Source organism: Aeromonas sp. Y293-4 (assembly GCF_027705905.1).
Taxonomy (GTDB): Bacteria; Pseudomonadota; Gammaproteobacteria; order Enterobacterales; family Aeromonadaceae; genus Aeromonas; species Aeromonas veronii.
Window position 1 is genome coordinate 23921 of record NZ_JAPDCI010000014.1, and the last position, 19584, is coordinate 43504.

Annotated in this window: 19 protein-coding genes; 1 reads left to right on the forward strand and 18 read right to left on the reverse strand. The window is 56.4% G+C overall.

Annotation, left to right across the window (positions count from 1 at the left end; genetic code table 11):
* Positions 1 to 10: 10 nt before the first annotated feature.
* From OKC31_RS15400 to mioC, 18 genes are all read right to left on the reverse strand, one after another.
* Entirely contained in the window at positions 11 to 550 is a 540-nt protein-coding gene (locus OKC31_RS15400; RefSeq protein ID WP_201990985.1) for a polysaccharide biosynthesis/export family protein, read from the reverse strand.
* A 1-nt stretch (position 551) separates the two neighbouring features.
* Complete coding sequence (locus OKC31_RS15405) at positions 552 to 1871, reverse strand: outer membrane beta-barrel protein (RefSeq protein WP_270657132.1); 1320 nt, start codon at positions 1869 to 1871, stop codon at positions 552 to 554.
* Positions 1855 to 3258 (reverse strand): undecaprenyl-phosphate glucose phosphotransferase, encoded by a 1404-nt coding sequence (locus tag OKC31_RS15410; protein ID WP_270657133.1) that lies wholly within the window; start codon positions 3256 to 3258, stop codon positions 1855 to 1857. The genes OKC31_RS15405 and OKC31_RS15410 overlap by 17 nt, the downstream gene beginning before the upstream one ends.
* Positions 3259 to 3278: 20 nt before the next feature.
* Positions 3279 to 4646, reverse strand: a complete 1368-nt coding sequence (gene glmU / locus OKC31_RS15415) for a bifunctional UDP-N-acetylglucosamine diphosphorylase/glucosamine-1-phosphate N-acetyltransferase GlmU (RefSeq protein ID WP_270657135.1) — start codon at positions 4644 to 4646, stop codon at positions 3279 to 3281.
* A gap of 94 nt (positions 4647 to 4740) precedes the next feature.
* The gene (locus tag OKC31_RS15420; RefSeq protein WP_005339345.1) at positions 4741 to 5169 is read right to left on the reverse strand and encodes a F0F1 ATP synthase subunit epsilon; all 429 of its coding nucleotides are present in this window, start codon (positions 5167 to 5169) and stop codon (positions 4741 to 4743) included.
* 18 nt (positions 5170 to 5187) lie between these two features.
* Positions 5188 to 6576 (reverse strand): F0F1 ATP synthase subunit beta, encoded by a 1389-nt coding sequence (atpD, locus tag OKC31_RS15425; protein ID WP_005339344.1) that lies wholly within the window; start codon positions 6574 to 6576, stop codon positions 5188 to 5190.
* Between the two features lie 33 nt (positions 6577 to 6609).
* A complete protein-coding gene (gene atpG, locus OKC31_RS15430) occupies positions 6610 to 7476 on the reverse strand; it encodes a F0F1 ATP synthase subunit gamma (protein ID WP_005339343.1) in 867 nt (288 codons plus the stop codon).
* Positions 7477 to 7519: 43 nt separating this feature from the next.
* A complete protein-coding gene (gene atpA / locus OKC31_RS15435) occupies positions 7520 to 9061 on the reverse strand; it encodes a F0F1 ATP synthase subunit alpha (protein ID WP_005339342.1) in 1542 nt (513 codons plus the stop codon).
* Positions 9062 to 9076: 15 nt separating this feature from the next.
* The gene (gene atpH, locus OKC31_RS15440; protein ID WP_270657136.1) at positions 9077 to 9610 is read right to left on the reverse strand and encodes a F0F1 ATP synthase subunit delta; all 534 of its coding nucleotides are present in this window, start codon (positions 9608 to 9610) and stop codon (positions 9077 to 9079) included.
* A 13-nt stretch (positions 9611 to 9623) separates the two neighbouring features.
* Positions 9624 to 10094, reverse strand: coding sequence for a F0F1 ATP synthase subunit B (gene atpF, locus OKC31_RS15445; RefSeq protein WP_005339336.1), 471 nt, complete (start codon positions 10092 to 10094; stop codon positions 9624 to 9626).
* Between the two features lie 54 nt (positions 10095 to 10148).
* Entirely contained in the window at positions 10149 to 10391 is a 243-nt protein-coding gene (atpE, locus tag OKC31_RS15450) for a F0F1 ATP synthase subunit C (RefSeq protein ID WP_005307205.1), read from the reverse strand.
* A gap of 58 nt (positions 10392 to 10449) precedes the next feature.
* A complete protein-coding gene (atpB, locus tag OKC31_RS15455) occupies positions 10450 to 11232 on the reverse strand; it encodes a F0F1 ATP synthase subunit A (protein ID WP_005339335.1) in 783 nt (260 codons plus the stop codon).
* A gap of 8 nt (positions 11233 to 11240) precedes the next feature.
* Positions 11241 to 11651: an ATP synthase subunit I gene (locus OKC31_RS15460; protein ID WP_019445506.1), complete on the reverse strand. Its 411-nt coding sequence runs from the start codon at positions 11649 to 11651 to the stop codon at positions 11241 to 11243.
* A 190-nt stretch (positions 11652 to 11841) separates the two neighbouring features.
* A complete protein-coding gene (locus OKC31_RS15465; protein ID WP_005342343.1) occupies positions 11842 to 12750 on the reverse strand; it encodes a ParB/RepB/Spo0J family partition protein in 909 nt (302 codons plus the stop codon).
* Complete coding sequence (locus tag OKC31_RS15470) at positions 12747 to 13550, reverse strand: ParA family protein (protein ID WP_005342341.1); 804 nt, start codon at positions 13548 to 13550, stop codon at positions 12747 to 12749. The genes OKC31_RS15465 and OKC31_RS15470 overlap by 4 nt, the downstream gene beginning before the upstream one ends.
* 26 nt (positions 13551 to 13576) lie before the next feature.
* Positions 13577 to 14203, reverse strand: a complete 627-nt coding sequence (rsmG, locus tag OKC31_RS15475; protein WP_041202839.1) for a 16S rRNA (guanine(527)-N(7))-methyltransferase RsmG — start codon at positions 14201 to 14203, stop codon at positions 13577 to 13579.
* Positions 14204 to 14211: 8 nt separating this feature from the next.
* The gene (mnmG, locus tag OKC31_RS15480) at positions 14212 to 16101 is read right to left on the reverse strand and encodes a tRNA uridine-5-carboxymethylaminomethyl(34) synthesis enzyme MnmG (RefSeq protein ID WP_075116263.1); all 1890 of its coding nucleotides are present in this window, start codon (positions 16099 to 16101) and stop codon (positions 14212 to 14214) included.
* Positions 16102 to 16609: 508 nt separating this feature from the next.
* Positions 16610 to 17059: an FMN-binding protein MioC gene (gene mioC / locus OKC31_RS15485; protein WP_033138545.1), complete on the reverse strand. Its 450-nt coding sequence runs from the start codon at positions 17057 to 17059 to the stop codon at positions 16610 to 16612.
* 396 nt (positions 17060 to 17455) lie between these two features.
* Between mioC and OKC31_RS15490 the strand changes: the two genes are divergently transcribed.
* Positions 17456 to 19552 carry a TonB-dependent siderophore receptor gene (locus tag OKC31_RS15490; protein WP_270657137.1) on the forward strand — a complete coding sequence of 699 codons (2097 nt, stop codon included), beginning with the start codon at positions 17456 to 17458 and terminating at the stop codon, positions 19550 to 19552.
* Positions 19553 to 19584 lie beyond the last annotated feature (32 nt).

Sequence of the window (19584 nt, forward strand, 5' to 3'; positions counted from 1 at the left end):
GCGTCCTGGATCAGAAGAAACTTTGTTCGATGGTGATGATGTCGCCGGGATTGAGCTGCCGTTGCAGGCTCACCTCTTCCAGCAACTGATCGCTGCCATTGAGGCGCAGGCTGATATCCCGTCTGGCGGCGCGATCGGTGAAACCACCCGCCAACGCGACAGCCTTCTCCACCGTCAGGCCGGGCTGGTATTCATAGCCACCCGGGTGAGCCACCTCGCCAGCAACAAACACCTGGCGGAAAGTGGTCACGTTGACCGTAACCATGGGATCGAGCAACACGCCGTGCTTGAGCCCTATGGTCAGCAGCTCGGCCACCTCAGTGGTGGTATGGCCCATCAGCAGCACCTGACCCAGATAGGGGTAATTGACGTGGCCACTGGTATCGACCTTGAACTTCATCGACAGATCCGGCTCGCCATACACCCGGATTTCGACCTCGTCACCCGGCGCCAGCCGGTAGGCGGAATCGTTGCCTTGCGGGCTCTGGCCAGCCCAGACAGACAGGCTGAACAACCAGCCAAGCAGAAGCACCATCACGCTTTTGTTCATGTTAAATGGCTACCTTGAGTGAAAGAGAAAGCTGTTGTTTGTCGTAACCGAGGGCACGGCCATAGCAATTGCCGCCGATGTCGATGGGCTGCCCGGCAAAGCTGGAACCTGAGTCGGCCTGCTGGTAGTGGAGCCCCAGATTGACGGAGGGACGAATGTCGTAGCTGATGCCCATGCCCCAGCGATGGATATCGTCCTGACGGTGGCGGTTGTCGTTACCACAGACCACCGACTGGTGATAATCATCCCGGATATCGTGATAAGAGAGCGTGGTCGCCACTCCGGGTGACCAGTGGTGCTGCCACTCAGCGCCATATAGCTGGCTGCTGACATAGCCGCCGTCACCACCCGGATCACGAATGGTGCGGCTGGAGAGCAGCGCGAGCTTGCTGTAATCCATCGGTTGCCACTCCAGACGCAGATCCCAGTTCAGCCCTTTGAAACTCTCTGCCTGTGGATCATTGACGAAACGCTTGTAGATCCCGCCGATATTGGCATCGATCCGGGTCTTGCCGGTCAGCTGGCTCATCACCCCGGTGATGAGAAAAAACTCGTCGGAATCCTTGCGTGGATTGGCCGGGTAGCGTCGCAGATTGGTCTGCAGGGTGTAACGAAAACGGCTGACATGGCTCACCTGATCGAACAGCTCGACAATGGCGGTGTTCTCCTGCCACTCCTGCTCGGCCATATAGCGTTCAAAGTCATGCAGGTAGAGGTGCTTGTCGAGATAGCCCAAATCCTTGTGGGAGAGCGCCAGTTCCAGCTTGCCTCTGGCATCGGGTGCACCGTAACTGTAGCGGCCACCCACTTCGCTGCGTTTGAAGCGCAACGGCTCGGCAATGTTGAACCAGCCGAAAGTGGCATCACCGCCAGCCTTCTCATCCCCCTGCAACATAAAGCCTTCGGTCAGCCCCTCGCCACGCGCCTCATGGCCCAGCCGATACTGGTACATCAGCTGGAAGGCGTTGCGCAGGGAGAAGCGCCAGCTGCCGTCAAACTGGAACTGGTGATCGGCATAGTCATCCGCATGGCTGCTACCATAGCGACGATAATCACCCAGATAGCTGAACTGATAGCGATCCAGGCCGCGTTCGCCCACCATGCGAAATTCCGGGGTGATTCCGATGAAATCTGAGCCTATCGCCTGACTACTGTCGCGCTGCCACAATAGGTTGCTGTCGTGACCATAACGATTCTCCACATCGGTCTGGATCTCCAGACCAAGCGGCCCCTGATGGGATACGGAGGTGATCTCGGCACGGACTGAAAGAGAGGGGAAGAGCAGCAGTCCGGCGCAAACGAGGCTAGTAAGCGGATGCACCGACAAACCCCTTGAATACAGTCAGGAAAATGACTTTGAAATCCAGTCCGAGCGACCAGTACTGGATGTACTTGAGATCGAACTTGACCCGCATCTCCATCTTGTCGAGGGTGTCGGTTTCACCACGAAATCCATTTATCTGGGCCAGCCCGGTAATCCCCGGTTTCACCTTGTGGCGCAGCATGTAACGCTCCACCAGTGAGCGGTACTGCTCGTTGTGCGCCACGGCATGGGGACGCGGCCCAACGATCGACATGGAACCCTGAATCACATTGAAAAACTGCGGCAGCTCATCCAGCGAGGTACGACGCAAAAACGCACCGAATGGCGTCACTCTGGGATCACCTCTGGTTGCCTGAGTCACCACGGCATCATTCTCCATGACGCGCATGGTGCGGAATTTCCATACCTGGATCCGCTTTCCCCCCAACCCGTAGCGATCCTGTTTGAAGAGCACGGGTCCAGGCGAAGAGAGACGCACCCCGAGCGCCACCAGCGCCATAACCGGAGAGATGAGCAGCAGGATGAGTGAACCCAGCACCAGATCTTCAATCCGTTTGAGCAGGGCGGCGCCCCCTTCAAACGGGGAATCGAAAAAGCTGAAGGTATAGATATCGCCCACCCGATCGATGTGGGATACGGTCAGGCCGTACTCGTAAAAATCGGGAACCAGATAGGTATCGACCGTGGTATCGGAGAGTTCGTAGAGGTAGTGATTTATGCGCTCCCGGGCAGTCAGGGGTAGCGCCAGATAGACTTCGTCGACCAGCCCTTTTCGGGCCAGCTCAAGCAGCTCGTCGACATCACCCAACAGAGGACTGCGAGTCGGGTAACCGAAGCGCTCTTCGCTACGGGCATCGAAAAATCCGAGCATTTGGATATCGTGACGCGGACTCTCCCACAGGGATTTCTCCAATGCCAACCCGGCAGGCGTGACCCCGATAATGGCTACGCGGCGGCAACAGGAAGAGCGACTGAACCAGAGGGTCACCAGCCGGTACAGCACCCGATAACCGGTGGAAATAAGGCAGGCCATGGCAAGCCAGAGCACAGCTAGCTCCAGCGGGAAAGGGTGGTAAGGTTTGAAGAGGGGAACCAGATAGACCAGCAGGTAGAGCAGGGTCGCTGTTACCAACCAAGAGAAGATGAGGCGCAGCAGAGACTGCGCCAAATATTTACGAACCCGGCTGCAATAAAGCCCGGTATTCTGGGAAACCAGAAAGAAGACCACCATGCCCAGCGTGGTCAGTGACATCTCGTCCAACCCATGAAACAAGCCAAAGTGCCGCGAGAGCAGCACCATTGAGACTGAAATTCCCACCAAATCGACAAAGCGGGAAAACAGACTGTGGCTCGCATCTGCGAGCTTGATAATTCGCTTGTTCATGGGTCGCCTTCATACTGATATCACTTATCAGTTTTCTTGACCGGACGAGCCCAGTTCTTGATGTGACGCTGGGGTACCCGGGTAATCACGAGTTCATTTTCACCCACGTCCTTGGTAATAGTAGAGCCGGCACCCAGGGTGGCCCCCTTGCCGATGCGAACAGGCGCTACCAGTTGGGTATCAGAACCGACGAACACATCGTCCTCGATGATGGTCTGGAATTTGTTGACCCCGTCGTAGTTGCAGGTGATGGTACCGGCACCGATATTCACCCCGGCTCCGATCTCGGCATCACCCAGATAGGTCAGATGACCGCACTTGGAACCAACCCCCAGACGGGCCTTCTTCATCTCGACGAAGTTGCCAACGTGCGCATCCTGCTCCAGAACCGCCCCCGGACGCAAGCGGGTAAACGGACCCACTGAGCACTGATCTGCCACCTTTGCACCCTCGATAACCGAGTAGGGTTTCACCTCGGTGTGATCGCCAATGACACAATCTTTCAGTACGCAACCGGCTCCGATACGAACGTGATTGCCGAGAGTCACCTTGCCCTCAATGATGACGTTTGCATCAATAACAACCTCTTCACCAATTTCCAAAACCCCACGCAAATCAAAGCGTGCGGGGTCGATCATGGTTGCACCTGCAATCATAAGTTTCTCGGCCTGCATCTGCTGATAGCTACGCTCAAGGGCAGCCAGCTGTACCCGATTGTTGGCCCCTTCCACTTCAGCGGCACGCTCCGGATGGACCGCAGCAATCGGGCAGCCATCGCCGTGCGCCATGGCGATCACGTCGGTCAGGTAGAATTCGCCCTGGGCATTCTTGTTATCGAGACGAGACAACCATTGACGCAACTGGCCCCCATTGGCCACCAGCACGCCGGTGTTCACCTCGCGGATCGCCAGCTGTTCGGCATTGGCATCCTTCTGCTCGACGATGCCGACTACCTGACCATTTTCACGGACGATACGGCCATAGCCGGTCGGGTTGTCGAGCACTACGGTCAGCAGTGCCATCCCGTTTTCAGCCTTGGCAGCCAGCAGTCGCTGCAGGGTCTCTGGCTGGATCAGCGGGGTATCGCCGTAGAGCACCAGCACATCGTCTTCATCCTTCCAGAACGGGATGGCCTGGGCGACGGCGTGACCGGTCCCCAGCTGCTGAGCTTGCAGCACCCAGTTCACATCAGCCGCCACGATCCGCTCTTTCAGCAGCTCGGCACCGTGGCCATAGACCAGATGCAGTTGCTCGGCACCGACCTGACGGGCAGTATCGATCACATGGGAAACCATGGGTTTGTTGGCTACCGGGTGCAGTACCTTGGGCAGGGAAGAGCGCATGCGGGTACCTTTACCCGCAGCCAGGATCACGACGTTGAGGGACATAAATTGACCTTTGGAACATGAGGAAATACTCGGCGGAGTCTATCCAACGGGTAAAAAAAAAGCGACCCGAAGGTCGCTTTTTACATCACCGTTATTAGCGGTAATTCTTTTTGACGATATCGATGACTCGCAGTTGAGCCATCGCCTTGGCCAGCTCGGTGGCGGCCTGGGCGTAGTCGATATCACCATGGGAGCTGTGGATCCGCTCTTCGGCTGCGCGCTTGGCTTCCTGGGCTTTCGCCTCATCCAAGTCGTCAGCACGAATCGCGGTGTCCGCCAGCACGGTCACGGATTCAGGTTGTACTTCCAGCATACCGCCGGAGATGTACAGCACCTCTTCAGTTCCGTTCTGCTTCACCAAGCGGACCAGGCCCGGCTTGATGGCAGTCAGCAACGGAGCATGACCGTGGCGGAGACCCAACTCACCTTCGGAGCCTGATACCTGAGCGGATTGCACGCGACCGGAAAACAGTTTTCCTTCGGCGCTCACCACGTCCAGGTGAAAGGAGATCATCTCTGCCATGGGCCCTCCTGTCGAGGCTTACAGTTTCTTGGATTTCTCGACGACTTCGTCGATACCGCCAACCATGTAGAACGCCTGCTCGGGCAGATCGTCATACTCGCCTTTCAGGATGCCCTGGAAACCACGGATGGTCTCTTTCAGCGGCACGTATTTACCCGGAGAACCGGTAAACACTTCTGCTACGAAGAACGGCTGGGACAGGAAACGCTCGATCTTACGGGCACGGGCTACGGTCAGTTTGTCTTCTTCTGACAGTTCATCCATACCCAGGATGGCGATGATGTCCTTCAGCTCTTTGTAGCGCTGCAGTACGGTTTGAACGCCACGAGCAGTCTCGTAGTGCTCTTTGCCAACCACCAGCGGATCCAGCTGACGAGAGGTAGAGTCCAGCGGGTCAACGGCCGGGTAGATACCCAGTGCAGCGATTTGACGGGACAGTACGACGGTCGCATCCAGGTGGGCGAAGGTGGTCGCCGGAGACGGGTCAGTCAAGTCATCCGCAGGCACGTAAACGGCCTGTACGGAGGTGATGGAACCGGTCTTGGTGGAGGTGATACGTTCTTGCAGAACACCCATCTCCTCGGCCAGGGTCGGCTGGTAACCTACTGCGGAAGGCATACGGCCCAGCAGTGCGGATACTTCAGTACCGGCCAGGGTGTAACGGTAGATGTTGTCCACGAAGAACAGCACGTCACGACCCTCGTCACGGAACTTCTCAGCCATGGTCAGGCCGGTCAGCGCAACGCGCAGACGGTTTCCGGGCGGCTCATTCATCTGACCGTAAACCAGAGATACTTTGTCCAGTACGTTGGACTCCATCATCTCGTGGTAGAAGTCGTTACCCTCACGGGTACGCTCACCTACACCGGCGAACACAGAGTAACCACTGTGCTCGATCGCGATGTTACGGATCAGCTCCATCATGTTTACGGTTTTGCCTACACCGGCACCACCGAACAGACCAACCTTACCACCCTTGGCGAACGGGCATACCAGGTCGATAACCTTGATGCCTGTTTCCAGCAGATCGTTGCTGTTGGACTGATCTTCGTAGCTGGGGGCAGCGCGGTGGATAGACCAGCACTCTTCTTCACCGATCGGACCTTTTTCGTCGATTGGCTCGCCCAGTACGTTCATGATCCGACCCAGAGTCGCAGTACCGACCGGAACCTGGATGGATTTACCGCTATTCACTACTTCCAACCCACGACGCAGACCGTCGGAGGAGCCCATGGTGATGCAACGAACGACGCCGCCACCGATCTGTTGCTGAACTTCCAGCACCAGACCCTGGCCTTGACCTTCGCTAACGACCTTCAGTGCATCGTACACCTGGGGCACGGCATTCTGCGGGAACTCGATGTCCACCACAGCGCCGATGATTTGGACGATGAAACCGTTACTCATGTCAAATCCTCTAAACCTTTGATAACCCTTGCCTTACACCGCAGCAGCACCGGATACGATCTCTGTCAGCTCCTGGGTAATACTGGCCTGACGGGCCTTGTTGTATACCAGTTGCAGATCGTTAATCAGGTTACCGGCGTTGTCAGTCGCGGCTTGCATGGCAACCATTCGGGCTGCCTGTTCACTTGCCAAGTTTTCCACTACACCCTGGTAAACCTGAGATTCGACGTAGCGAACCAGCAGGGTATCCAGCAGCTTCTTGGGATCCGGCTCATAGAGGTAATCCCAGTGGTGTTTCTTGGCGAGCTTGCTGTCTTCAGTTACGGGCAAAGGCAGCAGTTGATCGACCCGTGGTTGCTGCACCATGGTGTTGACGAACTTGTTGTACACCAGATACAGCTTGTCAATCTCACCGTTGTCGTAAGCCTTCAGCATGACCTTGACTGAACCAATCAGGTCATTGACGCTCGGACTATCGCCCAGTCCTGCGACATGAGCTTTCACCTTGGCGCCGTGCCGTTCAAAGAAGTTGGAGGCCTTGTTACCGATCAGTGCCAGGTCAACCTTGGCACCTTTCGCGCTCCATTGCTTCATATCATTGAGGGCAGCCTTGAACAGGTTGATGTTCAGACCACCACACAGGCCACGGTCGGTGGAGACGACGATGTAACCCACTCGCTTGACCTCACGTTCGATGAGGTAGGGGTGCTTGTATTCCAAGTTCCCCTGAGCGATATGGCCGATCACCTTGCGCATGGTTTCAGCGTACGGACGGCTGGCAGACATGCGTTCCTGCGCACGGCGCATTTTGCTTGCTGCCACCATTTCCATAGCGCCGGTGATCTTCTGAGTGTTTTTCACACTCCCGATCTTGTTACGTATCTCTTTTGCGCCGGCCATCTCTTACTCTCCATCAAGTGGCAGCTCACGCTGCCACACACGCTTACCAGGTCTGGGTTGCTTTGAAGCTATCCAGCAACGCAGTCAGCTTGCCAACGATCGCGTCGTTGTAGTCGGCTTTGGCATTGATTTCAGCCATCAGCTCGGCATGCTGGGTATTGGCGTAAGAGAGCAGAGCGGCTTCGAAGTCGACGATTTTGTTCAGCTCGACATCGGAGAGATAGCCTTTCTCGGCGGCGAACAGCACCAGAGACTGGTGAGCCACGCTCAGCGGAGAGTACTGCTTCTGCTTCATCAGCTCGGTCACTTTCACACCGTGATCCAGCTGCTTGCGAGTCGCCTCGTCCAGATCGGAAGAGAACTGGGCGAATGCCGCCAGTTCGCGATACTGGGCCAGCGCGGTACGGATACCACCGGACAGCTTCTTGACGATCTTGGTCTGAGCAGCACCACCTACACGGGATACGGAGATACCCGGGTCAACCGCCGGACGAATACCGGAGTTGAACAACTGTGAAGTCAGGAAGATCTGACCATCGGTGATGGAGATCACGTTGGTCGGAACGAACGCAGATACGTCACCCGCCTGGGTTTCGATGATTGGCAGTGCGGTCAAAGAACCGGTTTTGCCTTTCACTTCACCCTTGGTGAACTTCTCTACGTACTCGGCGTTAACGCGAGCAGCACGCTCCAGCAGACGGGAGTGCAGATAGAAAACGTCACCCGGGTAGGCTTCACGTCCTGGCGGACGGCGCAGCAGCAGGGAGATCTGGCGATAAGCTACGGCCTGCTTGGACAGGTCATCATAGATGATCAGCGCGTCTTCACCGCGGTCACGGAAGTACTCACCCATGGAGCAACCGGCATACGGAGCCAGGTACTGCAGAGCAGCCGCTTCGGAGGCAGAGGCAACCACCACGATGGTGTTGGCCAGGGCACCGTGCTCTTCCAGCTTGCGCACCACGTTGGCGATGGTGGAGGCCTTCTGGCCAATCGCAACGTAGACACACTTAATGCCGGAATCTTTCTGGTTGATGATGGTGTCGATCGCGATGGCGGTCTTACCAACCTGACGGTCACCGATGATCAGCTCACGCTGGCCACGACCGATAGGGATCATGGCATCGATGGCTTTCAGACCGGTCTGGACCGGCTGGTCAACAGACTTACGCTCGATAACGCCCGGTGCGATCACTTCGATCGGCGAGAAGCCGTCGTTGTCGATCGGACCTTTACCGTCGATCGGCTGACCCAGGGTGTTCAACACCCGGCCCAACAGACCACGACCTACCGGCACTTCCAGAATACGGCCAGTACCTTTTACTTTCATTCCTTCTGACAGACCGTCATAGGAACCCATAATCACCGCACCAACGGAGTCACGCTCCAGGTTCAATGCCAGAGCGTAGCGGTTGCCCGGCAGCTCGATCATCTCACCCTGCATGGCATCAGCCAGGCCGTGAATACGAATGATACCGTCGCTCACAGAGACGATAGTACCTTCGTTACGCGCTTCGCTCTTTACATCAAACTGCGCAATGCGCTGCTTGATCAGCTCGGCGATTTCAGTGGAATTCAGTTGCATGCTCTAATACCCCAATCAAGATTGCAGCGCGTCAGCCATGCGATCCAGCTTACCGCGGACTGTGCCGTCGATTACCAGATCACCGGCCTTGATGAGCACCCCGGCCATCAAGGACGCATCGATGCTGCAATTCAGCTTCACTTTGCGCGCGAGACGTTGTTCCAGAGAAGCCTGAATATTGGCTTTCTGCTGGTCGGTCAGTTCGATCGCCGATGTCACGTCAGCCTGAACCTCTTTATCCAGTTCAGCTTTGAACGCTACAAATTCAGCAACGACCGCCGGCAGCACACCCAAGCGACCATTCTCGGCCATCACCCGGATCAGGTTCTGGCCATGCACGTCGAGTTGCTCACCGCAGACACCGACAAACAGCGTTGCCAGCTCTTCGGCGGCCACAGAGCCGTTTACCAGGTTGTGCATGGTCTCGTTTTCCACTACTTGCGCAGCGAAACCGAGCATACCCAGCCACTGGTCAACCGCCTTGTGCTCAACGGCAAACTCGAAAGCAGCCTTGGCGTAGGGGCGAGCGATTGTAGTCAGTTCAGACATAGCCCCGTTCCCGTTACAGTTCTGCTACCAGTTTGTCGACGATGTCGCTGTTGGCAGCCTGGTCGATTTGACGCGCCAGGATCTTCTCTGCACCAGCAATGGCAAGAGCAGCAACCTGCTTACGCAGTTCTTCTTTGGCACGATGACGTTCAGCTTCGATCTCGGCACGGCCCTGAGCCAGGATTTTTTCCCGCTCAGACTGGGCACCAGCGGCAGCTTCATCAATGATCTGGGCTTTACGTTTGTTAGCCTGCTCAATGATTTCAGCAGCCTGCAGCTTGGCTTCTTTCAGCTGATCGGTGGCGTTGGCCTTGGCCAAATCCAGATCTTTCTTGGCACGTTCGGCAGAAGAGAGACCGTCAGCAATAGCTTTCTGACGGGCTTCGATGGCTGCAATCAGCGGCGGCCATACGTACTTCATGCAAAACACTACGAAGAAGAAAAAAGCAATTGCTTGGCCGAGGAGGGTGGCATTGATATTCACAGCCGATGTCCTCTTAAGTTAGTTAATGGGTTATGCCTGGAGAGTCGTAACGACTTAGCCAGCAACCGCAAACATCACGTACAGACCCAGACCAACGGCGATCATCGGGATCGCATCCACCAGACCCATTACGATGAAGAACTGGGTACGCAGAACAGGGATCAGATCCGGTTGACGAGCAGCACCTTCCAGGAACTTGCCACCCAGGATACCGATACCGATGGAAGCGCCGATAGCAGCCAGACCCATCATCATTGCAGCAGCGATGTACAGCAGGTCCATGTTCAAGTTTTCCATGAGGATCTCCAGTTATTTAGATGTAATTGATTGTATAAAAAGGATTATTTGAGTTGCATCAACCATGGTCTTCCTGCGCCATCGACAGATAGACGATGGTCAGAACCATGAAAATGAATGCCTGCAAAGTGATGATCAGGATGTGGAAAATTGCCCAAGGCACGGACAGGATCCACTGTGACCACCAGGGTAACAAACCAGCAATCAGGATAAAGATCAGTTCGCCAGCATACATGTTGCCGAACAGTCGAAGACCCAGAGAAACAGGTTTGGAAATCAGCGTAACAGTTTCCAGGATGAGGTTAACCGGGATGGCCGCCGGGTGGTTGAAAGGCTGAAGCGTCAGCTCCTTCACAAACCCGCCGATACCCTTGACCTTGATGCTGTAATACAGGATCAAGAAGAACACGCCCAAAGCCATGGACATGGTGATGTTAACGTCAGCAGAGGGAACCACACGCAGATAGGGAATACCCATCAATTGTGCAGCGTGAGGGATAAAGTCAACGGGGATCAGATCCATGAAGTTCATCAGGAAGATCCACACAAACACCGTCAGCCCCAAAGGTGCGATGACCTTGTTGCGACCGTGAAAGATGTCTTTGACGTTACCATTCACAAACTCGACCAGCATCTCCACAAAGCACTGCAGCTTACCCGGCACCCCGCTGGTAGCGTTAACGGCTACTTTGCGGAACAGCAGGATAAACAGGGCGCCTAGCACGACGGAAAATACCATTGAGTCGATATTGACCGTCCAAAACCCGGACCCGACTTGAAGGTGGGTCAGGTGGTGGGAGATATATCCCTGAGGAGTCAGGACTTCTCCGGTTGCAGACATGAGTTTTCCTAATAGTGGTTGTTAAGCGTGAATGAAACCATCCACTGTACAACGAGGGCGAGGATATAAGTGGCGAAAAACGAGACGGTAACGACCTCGACTCCCGCACCAAACATCAGGGCGAATAGACCTGTTGTAGAAATGAGCTTAATCCCTGCCCCACCATAAAAGTCCCGCAAAACCAGGCCCACACTCTCGGTTGTCACCTTGCGGCGCAGCACCCAGACAGTAAACAAGGCTTGAGGAACCCAGTACATCCCCCCTCCGTAGAGAGCGGAATAACCGGCGCTGGCACCAGTCAGGTAAAACCAGACGGCACTCATCGCCAGGATCAGGATGAGCTGACAAACGAGCATAACCAAGGCCAGTGTCAAACCTTCCAAGGCTATTTTCTGCTTCACCAACCTACCCCTGAACATTACAGAACTGTAAAAAATCGGGATCCGAAGACCCCATGTTAACAGCTCTTAAAGCCGGTCAAATTATACCCTTGAGGGCAGCTATTGCAATATGACAAAAATCCTTAATTTTTGCGGCTTTCCGCGGCAAATCAGGGTTATGGTCATATCAAAAGGAATGGATGTTTTATTACTACAAAAAGCGTAAAAATCACGATTCCGACACGCCAAAATAGCCCAATATACGGTCCAAATCGGACAAATTCTCGTAACTTATTACTAACTTCCCGCTATCCCGCTTGCCAGGCTGAAGTTGCACCTGATTGCCAATTTTTTCTGCCAGTTGGCGCTCCAGGTAGCCGATCTGCGGATCACGGGCCGGTTCGACCCTGGCTTTTGCCGGTTCGAGCGCTTTTTGCACCAGCTTCTCGGTATCGCGTACGGTCAGCCCTTTCTGGGCAACCAGCTTGGCCAGTTCAGACTGGGCCTGGCCGCTCAGAGCCAGCAGGGCACGGGCATGGCCCATGTCGAGGTCGCCATGCTCGACGAAACGCTTCACGTCGTCGTTGAGCTGGTTGAGACGCAACAGGTTGGTCACCGTGGTGCGGGACTTGCCCACCGCCTCGGCCACCTGCTGGTGGGTGAGTTCGAATTCGGTCAGCAGTCTTTGTAAAGCGACCGCCTCTTCGATGGCATTAAGGTCTTCCCGCTGAATATTCTCAATCAGCGCGATGGCGACGGCAGCCTCGTCGGGCACATCCTTGACGATACAGGGCACCACCTCAAGCCGCGCCAGCTGGGACGCGCGCCAGCGCCGCTCACCGGCAATGATTTCGAAGGATTGTTCGCCGAGAGGGCGTACCACGATGGGCTGGATCACCCCCTGGGCGCGGATGGAGTTGGCAAGCTCTTCCAGTGCATCCTGGGACATGTCTTTGCGGGGCTGGTACTTGCCGGACTGCAACCACTCCACCGGCAGCTTGCGCAGCTCGCCCTGATTGGTGGGGGCCATGGCCTCTTCAGTACGTTGATCGCTCATCACCTGTTTCTGGCGGGCAGCCGTGCTGGTACTGAGCAGGGCATCCAGCCCCTTGCCCAGTCCACGTTTTTTCGGAGTCATATGCTCTCTCGGTCTGCGATGGTCGCCTGACGTTCCTGCTCCTGGCGGCGCAGGATCTCGCCAGCCAGTGCCAAGTAGGCCTTGGCGCCCACCGATGATTTGTCATAGTGCATGGCCGGGGCACCGAAACTCGGGGCCTCCGCCAGTCTAACGTTGCGGGGAATGATGGTGCGGTAGACTTTGTCGCCAAAGTGCTGTTTTAGCTGATCGGACACATCATTGGCCAGCCGGTTGCGGTGATCGAACATGGTGCGCAGCACCCCTTCGATCTTGAGATCCGGATTGACCACAGCGGCCAGCTTGCTGATGGTGTCGACCAGGGCGGTGAGCCCCTCCAGCGCGTAATATTCGCACTGCATGGGCACCAGCACGGAGTCGGCGGCGGCCATGGCGTTCACGGTCAGCATGTTGAGAGAGGGCGGGCAGTCGATGAAGACGTAGTCGTATTTGTCCCGCACCGAGGCCAGCGCATTGCGCAGGCGGATCTCGCGGGCGAAAAATTCCATCAGACGGATTTCAGCCGCGGTCACGTCGGCGTTGGCGGCGATGAGGTGATAACCCCCGGTAGTTTCGGGGATGATCACTTCGCTGATGGGGGCATCCTCGATCAGCAGCTCATAGGCGGTGCGCTCGACGTCATACTTGTCGACACCGCTGCCCATGGTGGCATTGCCCTGCGGATCCAGATCGATCACCAGCACCTTGCGCCGGGTGGCAGCCATGGAGGCGGCCAGATTCACACAGGTGGTGGTTTTACCCACTCCACCCTTCTGGTTGGCTATGGCGATGACTTTTCCCACACGATCCCCTAAATGAAACTGCGACCCTATTCGGGCTGGATATGTTTGAATTCCAGCAGATGACGTTCACCTTCCAGCTCCGGCACCCGCAACTCATGACAGGCTACCAGACGGATATTGGCAGGCAACTGGGCCAGCTCCTGCTCGGGATATTGTCCCTTGAGTGCCAGGAAGCAACCCTGTTCTGACGGCAGGTGGTGACACCAGCTCAGCATGTCCTCCAGCGAGGCAAATGCCCGACTCAGTACACCATCAAATCCCACCTCGGGTTGATACTCTTCAACCCGGGATTTGACCGGAGTCACATTGGTCAGACCCAGCTCCTGGATCACCTGACGGATGAAGTTGATCCGCTTGCCCAGACTGTCGAGCAGGACGAACTGCTTGTCCGGATTGATGATCGCCAGAGGCAATCCCGGCAGGCCGGGACCTGTCCCCACGTCGATGAAGCGCTCACCATGCAAGTGGGGGCTTACCACCAGGCTATCGAGGATATGCTTGACCAGCATGGCGTCCGGATCTCGCACCGAGGTGAGATTGTAAGCCTTGTTCCACTTGTGCAGCAACTCGACCAACTGCACCAGTTGGCTCTTTTGGGTATCGGTGATAACAATTCCGGCCTGCATGAGCAGGCCGTTCAATCTTTCCAACATGGGATTCCTCAGGCGGTTTTACGCAGCAGACCGTGTTTTTTCAGGTGAACCAGCAGGATGGAAATGGCCGCCGGGGTGATGCCGGAGATGCGGGAAGCCTGACCAATGGTCTGCGGCTTGGCATCGTTCAGCTTGGCTTTCACCTCGTTGGAGAGGCCGTTCACCTCGCGATAGTCCAGATCCAGCGGCAGCAGGGTGTTCTCGTTGCGCAGCTGCTTTTCCACTTCATCGTGCTGACGCTCGATGTAACCGGCGTACTTGATCTGGATTTCAACCTGTTCGGCCGCGGCAGGATCAGTCACGGAAGGGCCGACACCTTCGATGGCCATCAGCGCATCATAGGTTACCTCGGGGCGACGCAGCAGCTCTTCCAGACTCTGCTCGCGGGTCAGCGGGGTGTTGACCAGGGCGTTGACCGCTTCCAGTGACGGATGTTGCGGGTGGATCCAGGTTGAACGCATGCGCTGACGCTCCAGCTCGACCTGTTCCATCTTGGCGTTGAATTTGCTCCAGCGCTCGTCATCCACCAGACCCAATTCGCGACCGATGGCGGTCAGGCGGATATCGGCGTTGTCTTCCCGCAGCAGCAGGCGATATTCGGCGCGGCTGGTGAACATGCGGTAAGGCTCGCGGGTCCCCAGGGTGGAGAGATCGTCCATCATCACGCCCATATAGGCCTGATCCCGACGAGGGTTCCAGGGATCCTTGTCCTGGGCACGCAATGCCGCGTTCAGACCGGCCATCAGGCCTTGTGCCGCCGCCTCTTCGTAACCGGTCGTGCCGTTGATCTGGCCGGCGAAGAACAGGTTTGGAATGCACTTGCTTTCCATGTTGGCCTTGAGATCCCGCGGATCGAAGAAATCATATTCGATGGCATAGCCGGGGCGGGTGATGTGGGCGTTCTCGAAGCCGCGCACGGAACGGACGATCTGCACCTGCACGTCAAACGGCAAGCTGGTGGAGATCCCGTTCGGATAGAGTTCGTGGGTGGTCAGGCCTTCCGGCTCGACGAAGATCTGGTGCGCCGTCTTGTCGGCGAAACGGGTGATCTTGTCTTCGATCGACGGGCAGTAGCGCGGGCCAATCCCCTCGATCACCCCGGCGTACATGGGGCTGCGATCCAGGTTATTGCGGATCACCTCGTGGGTACGCTCGTTGGTGTGGGTGACGTAGCAGGGCACCTGACGGGGATGCTGGCTGGCATCGCCAATAAACGAGAAGACCGGACGCGGATCGTCACCGTGCTGCTCCTGCATGACGGAGAAATCGACGCTGCGGGCATCGATGCGCGGCGGGGTGCCGGTCTTGAGGCGATCGATGCGCAGCGGCAGTTCGCGCAGGCGCTGGGCCAGGGCGATCGAGGGAGGATCCCCGGCACGGCCGCCCTTGTAGTTTTCCATCCCTATGTGGATCAAACCATTCAGGAAGGTACCGACCGTAAGCACCACAGTCTTGCCGCTGATGCGGATCCCGCTCTGAGTGACCACACCGGCAACACGATCCCCGTCCATGATCAGATCGTCACAGGCCTGCTGGAAGATCTTCAGGTTCGGGTAATTCTCCAGCATCTGGCGAACGACGGCCTTGTAGAGCAGGCGATCCGCCTGGGCACGAGTAGCTCGCACCGCCGGGCCCTTGGAGGAGTTGAGGGTGCGGAACTGGATCCCGCCAAGATCGATTGCACGCGCCATGATCCCGCCGAGTGCGTCAACTTCCTTGACCAGGTGTCCCTTGCCGATCCCGCCGATCGCCGGATTACAGGACATGTGTCCCAGCGTATCGATATTGTGGGTCAGCAACAGGGTGTTCATGCCCATGCGGGCTGCCGCTGTTGCTGCTTCTGTTCCGGCATGACCGCCACCGACGACGATCACATCAAATTGTTCATGGTATTGCATTGGGATCACCTTGATCTGCACGCCTGAAGATCTTTATTTGCCTGGGCTAAAGGGCGGAACATTCTATCTGTTTCGCGTCCTGAGGGGAACGTCTACTTAACGTTCAGTCTGAAGGGAGGATCCACTAATTAGATCTTAAGGATCTTTAGATCGATCTTTTACTGGATCTCTTATTAGGATCCGCCCTTTCTGTTGATAAGCACTTTTTGATCATAAAGATCATTAATTTAAGGACGATCCTAGCTTGTGGAAAAGCTTGGATCCTGGCCCGGTGAACGAGGGGATAACCAGGACTTTTATACACAGAGGTCTGTCGGTCTGGATCTAATACATGGATAACTATAGGTTTTGCAGAGCTTTACACCGTAGTTATGCACATTACCCCTGGGCGTTGTGGGTAACCTTGTAGAACAACTCCCCCGGATCAATCTGTTAATAACATGGTGGATAGTCGATCTGGGGATAAGTGGGGAGATCAAGCTTTTTTTCAGGATCTCCCGCACGCTGATCAGGCGATCATCGTCATCCAGTCGCGGATCCACACTTCTGCGGCATCTTCGGGGATCTCGTGTTGGGTCACATCGATGTCGAGCCGCTCGCCGATCCGGCTGGCACCGCACTCGGCCAGCAGCCGATCCAGCGTCTTGCCGCCCTGGCAAAAGGTGTCATAACTGCTGTCACCAAGGGCGATCACGCCATATTTCAATGAATTAAGATCCGGATGCTGCTCGGCAAGATCCTTGGCGAAGGGTTGCAGGTTGTCGGGTACATCACCGGCACCGTGGGTCGAGGTGACCACCAGCAGGATGGATCCCGCATCATCCAGTACCTCTGCCAGCTTGGCCGGGTTGTGGATCCGGGTCTGGTGGCCAGCCTGTTCCAGCAGGTTGGCGACGTGGTCTGCGACATATTCGGCGGCGCCCAGCATGGAGCCGACGACGAGATTGAGTTTGGCCATGGAATGGATCCTGATTTCAGACAAAGAAACGGAAAGCCGGATTCTACCGCCAAAGGGTGTGGATAAATATGGATAAAGCTTGGGGATAATGGATCCAGTCAGATAATGCCACCGGATCCATCCTGCCGATCTTTTTTCTGCTTCTTTATATTCCTCTCCATTTTCTTCTCCGCTCATAGCTCTCCTGATGGCTCCCATCTCCCGCGAAATCCTGCCAACGATGCAGCTAGATAACAATGTAGATGCAAATGATTAGCAATTATTGAATCGATTCGATCACGGCTCCTGTAGTAGGATTGCGCTGCTTTATTCGCCCATGGAACAGGGTGATGTCGTGACAAATGACCACAAATAACAATTAAAACAACATAACTCATTGATAAACGAGACTTTAATATGATTGCGCAAAAATACACTACAGGACCCGGCAAGAAGGGCGCCTTCGGCGTGCTTTCGCTCTCCGGTTTGCTCGTCTCCCTGCCACTGATGGCCGAACAAACCACCGCTGAGCTGCCCAAAGCCAGCGAAACCATGGTGGTGACCGGTACGGCCATGAAGGTGGAAGTGCCGATGGCCGAGACCCCTCGCGCCGTCTCAGTGGTTAATCGCGAGGAGCTGGATCAGCACGCCGTGTTGCAGCTGGATGAAGCGATTCGCTACCGTTCCGGCGTATTGACCGGCCTCTATGGCTCAGACAACAACACCGACTGGTTCAAGGTGCGTGGCTTCGATGCCGCCTCTTATCTGGATGGCAACCGCTTGTTTGGCACCGGCTACTACGTCTGGACGCCGGAACCGTTCGGTCTGGAGAGTGTGGAAGTGCTGAAGGGGCCAGCCTCGATCCTTTACGGTGAGGCGCCTCCGGGCGGGGTGATCAATGCCATCAGCAAGCGACCGACCGCCACGCCGCAAGGGCAGGTAGATCTGCAGCTTGGCAGCCGGGATCACCGTCAGGTCGGGGTGGATGTCTCTGATGCGCTCTCCGACAACAGCCGCTACCGCATGGTTGCTCTTTATAAAGAGCGTGATGGCGTGCTCACTGGCACCTATAACGATCGGGTTTATCTGGCGCCCAGCGTCACCTTCGATCTTTCGGATCGTACCAGCCTGACCCTGCTGGCCAGTTTCCTGCACGACGAAGGGGTCCCGACCAACGGCTTCTTCCCGGTCTATGGCACCCTGAATACGTCAGGTGGCCAGATTGATCCCTCCACCAACCTGAGCCAACCGGATTACGATCGCAACCGCAATACCCAGATCTCCACCGGTTACGAGCTGGCCCACCAGCTCAACCAGACCTGGGAGTTCAAGCAGAACGTCCGTTTCAACTATAACGATCTGCTGCTGCGCCAGACCTATATCTTCCCGACCTATGAAGGCACAACTGCCAGTCGTGGCCTGGTTTACCGTGATGGCAATACCAAGAGTGCCACCATGGATAACCAGATGGTGGGCTACTGGAACACCGACAGCACCGAGCAGACCTTGCTGCTGGGGGTAGATCTGCAGCGTCACGTCAATGAAGGGGTCGAGGCCGACAACTACGGTATGGGCACCATCAATACCATGAACCCGGATTACAGCGGCTTCCCCGGTTTTGACGAGTCGACCGCCACTCACCAGAAGAGCAGCAAGGGCCAGAGCGGCCTCTATGCCCAGCACCAGATCCGCTGGGACGATCGCTGGTTGCTGACTGCCGGTGGCCGTTTTGACTATGTGGAGACCCACAACACCAATACCAGCAAGGACGAGCGCCAGTACGATCACGAGCTATCCCTCTCGGGCAGCCTGATGTATCTGGCTGACAACGGCCTCTCTCCCTACTTTGCCTATGCCGAGTCGTTCGAGGTGCTGCCGGGGATCGATCCTAACACCCGAAACTCCTACAAGCCGCTCAAGGGCAAGCTCTACGAGACCGGCGTGAAGTATGCGCCTGCCTTCTTCGACGGTTACATCAATCTGGCGCTGTTCGATCTGGCCCAGACCAACTCGCTGGTCTCTACCGGTTCCGGCCAGCAGACCCAGGCGGGTGAAGTGACCTCTCAGGGGGTTGAGCTGGAAGGGAGCGTGCAGGTGACCGATGCGCTGCGTCTGACCGCTGCTTATACCTACACAGATGCCAAAACCAACGACACAGGCAGTAGCGATCGCCGTGCCAGCCTGATCCCGCGCCACCAGGCCTCCTTCTGGGGTAACTACAAGGTGCAGCAAGGGGTGGCTTCGGGTCTGGAGCTGGGTACCGGTGTGCGTTATATCGGTTCCAGCGTGGGTATTGGCGCCGTGAATGCGGACTACACCCCCATCTACGGCTCTGCCGAGGTGCCGGCCCATACCGTCTGGGATGCGATGATCGGGTATGACTTTGCCAAGAACTGGCGTGCCCAGCTCAACGTCAACAACCTGCTGGGTGAAACCTACGTGGCCAGTTGTGACTACTACTGCTACTACGGCGAGCCGCGCAGCGTAGTGGGCAGCATCAACTACCGCTGGTAATCGAAGTCGGGCGGGAACCGGATTCCCGCCCT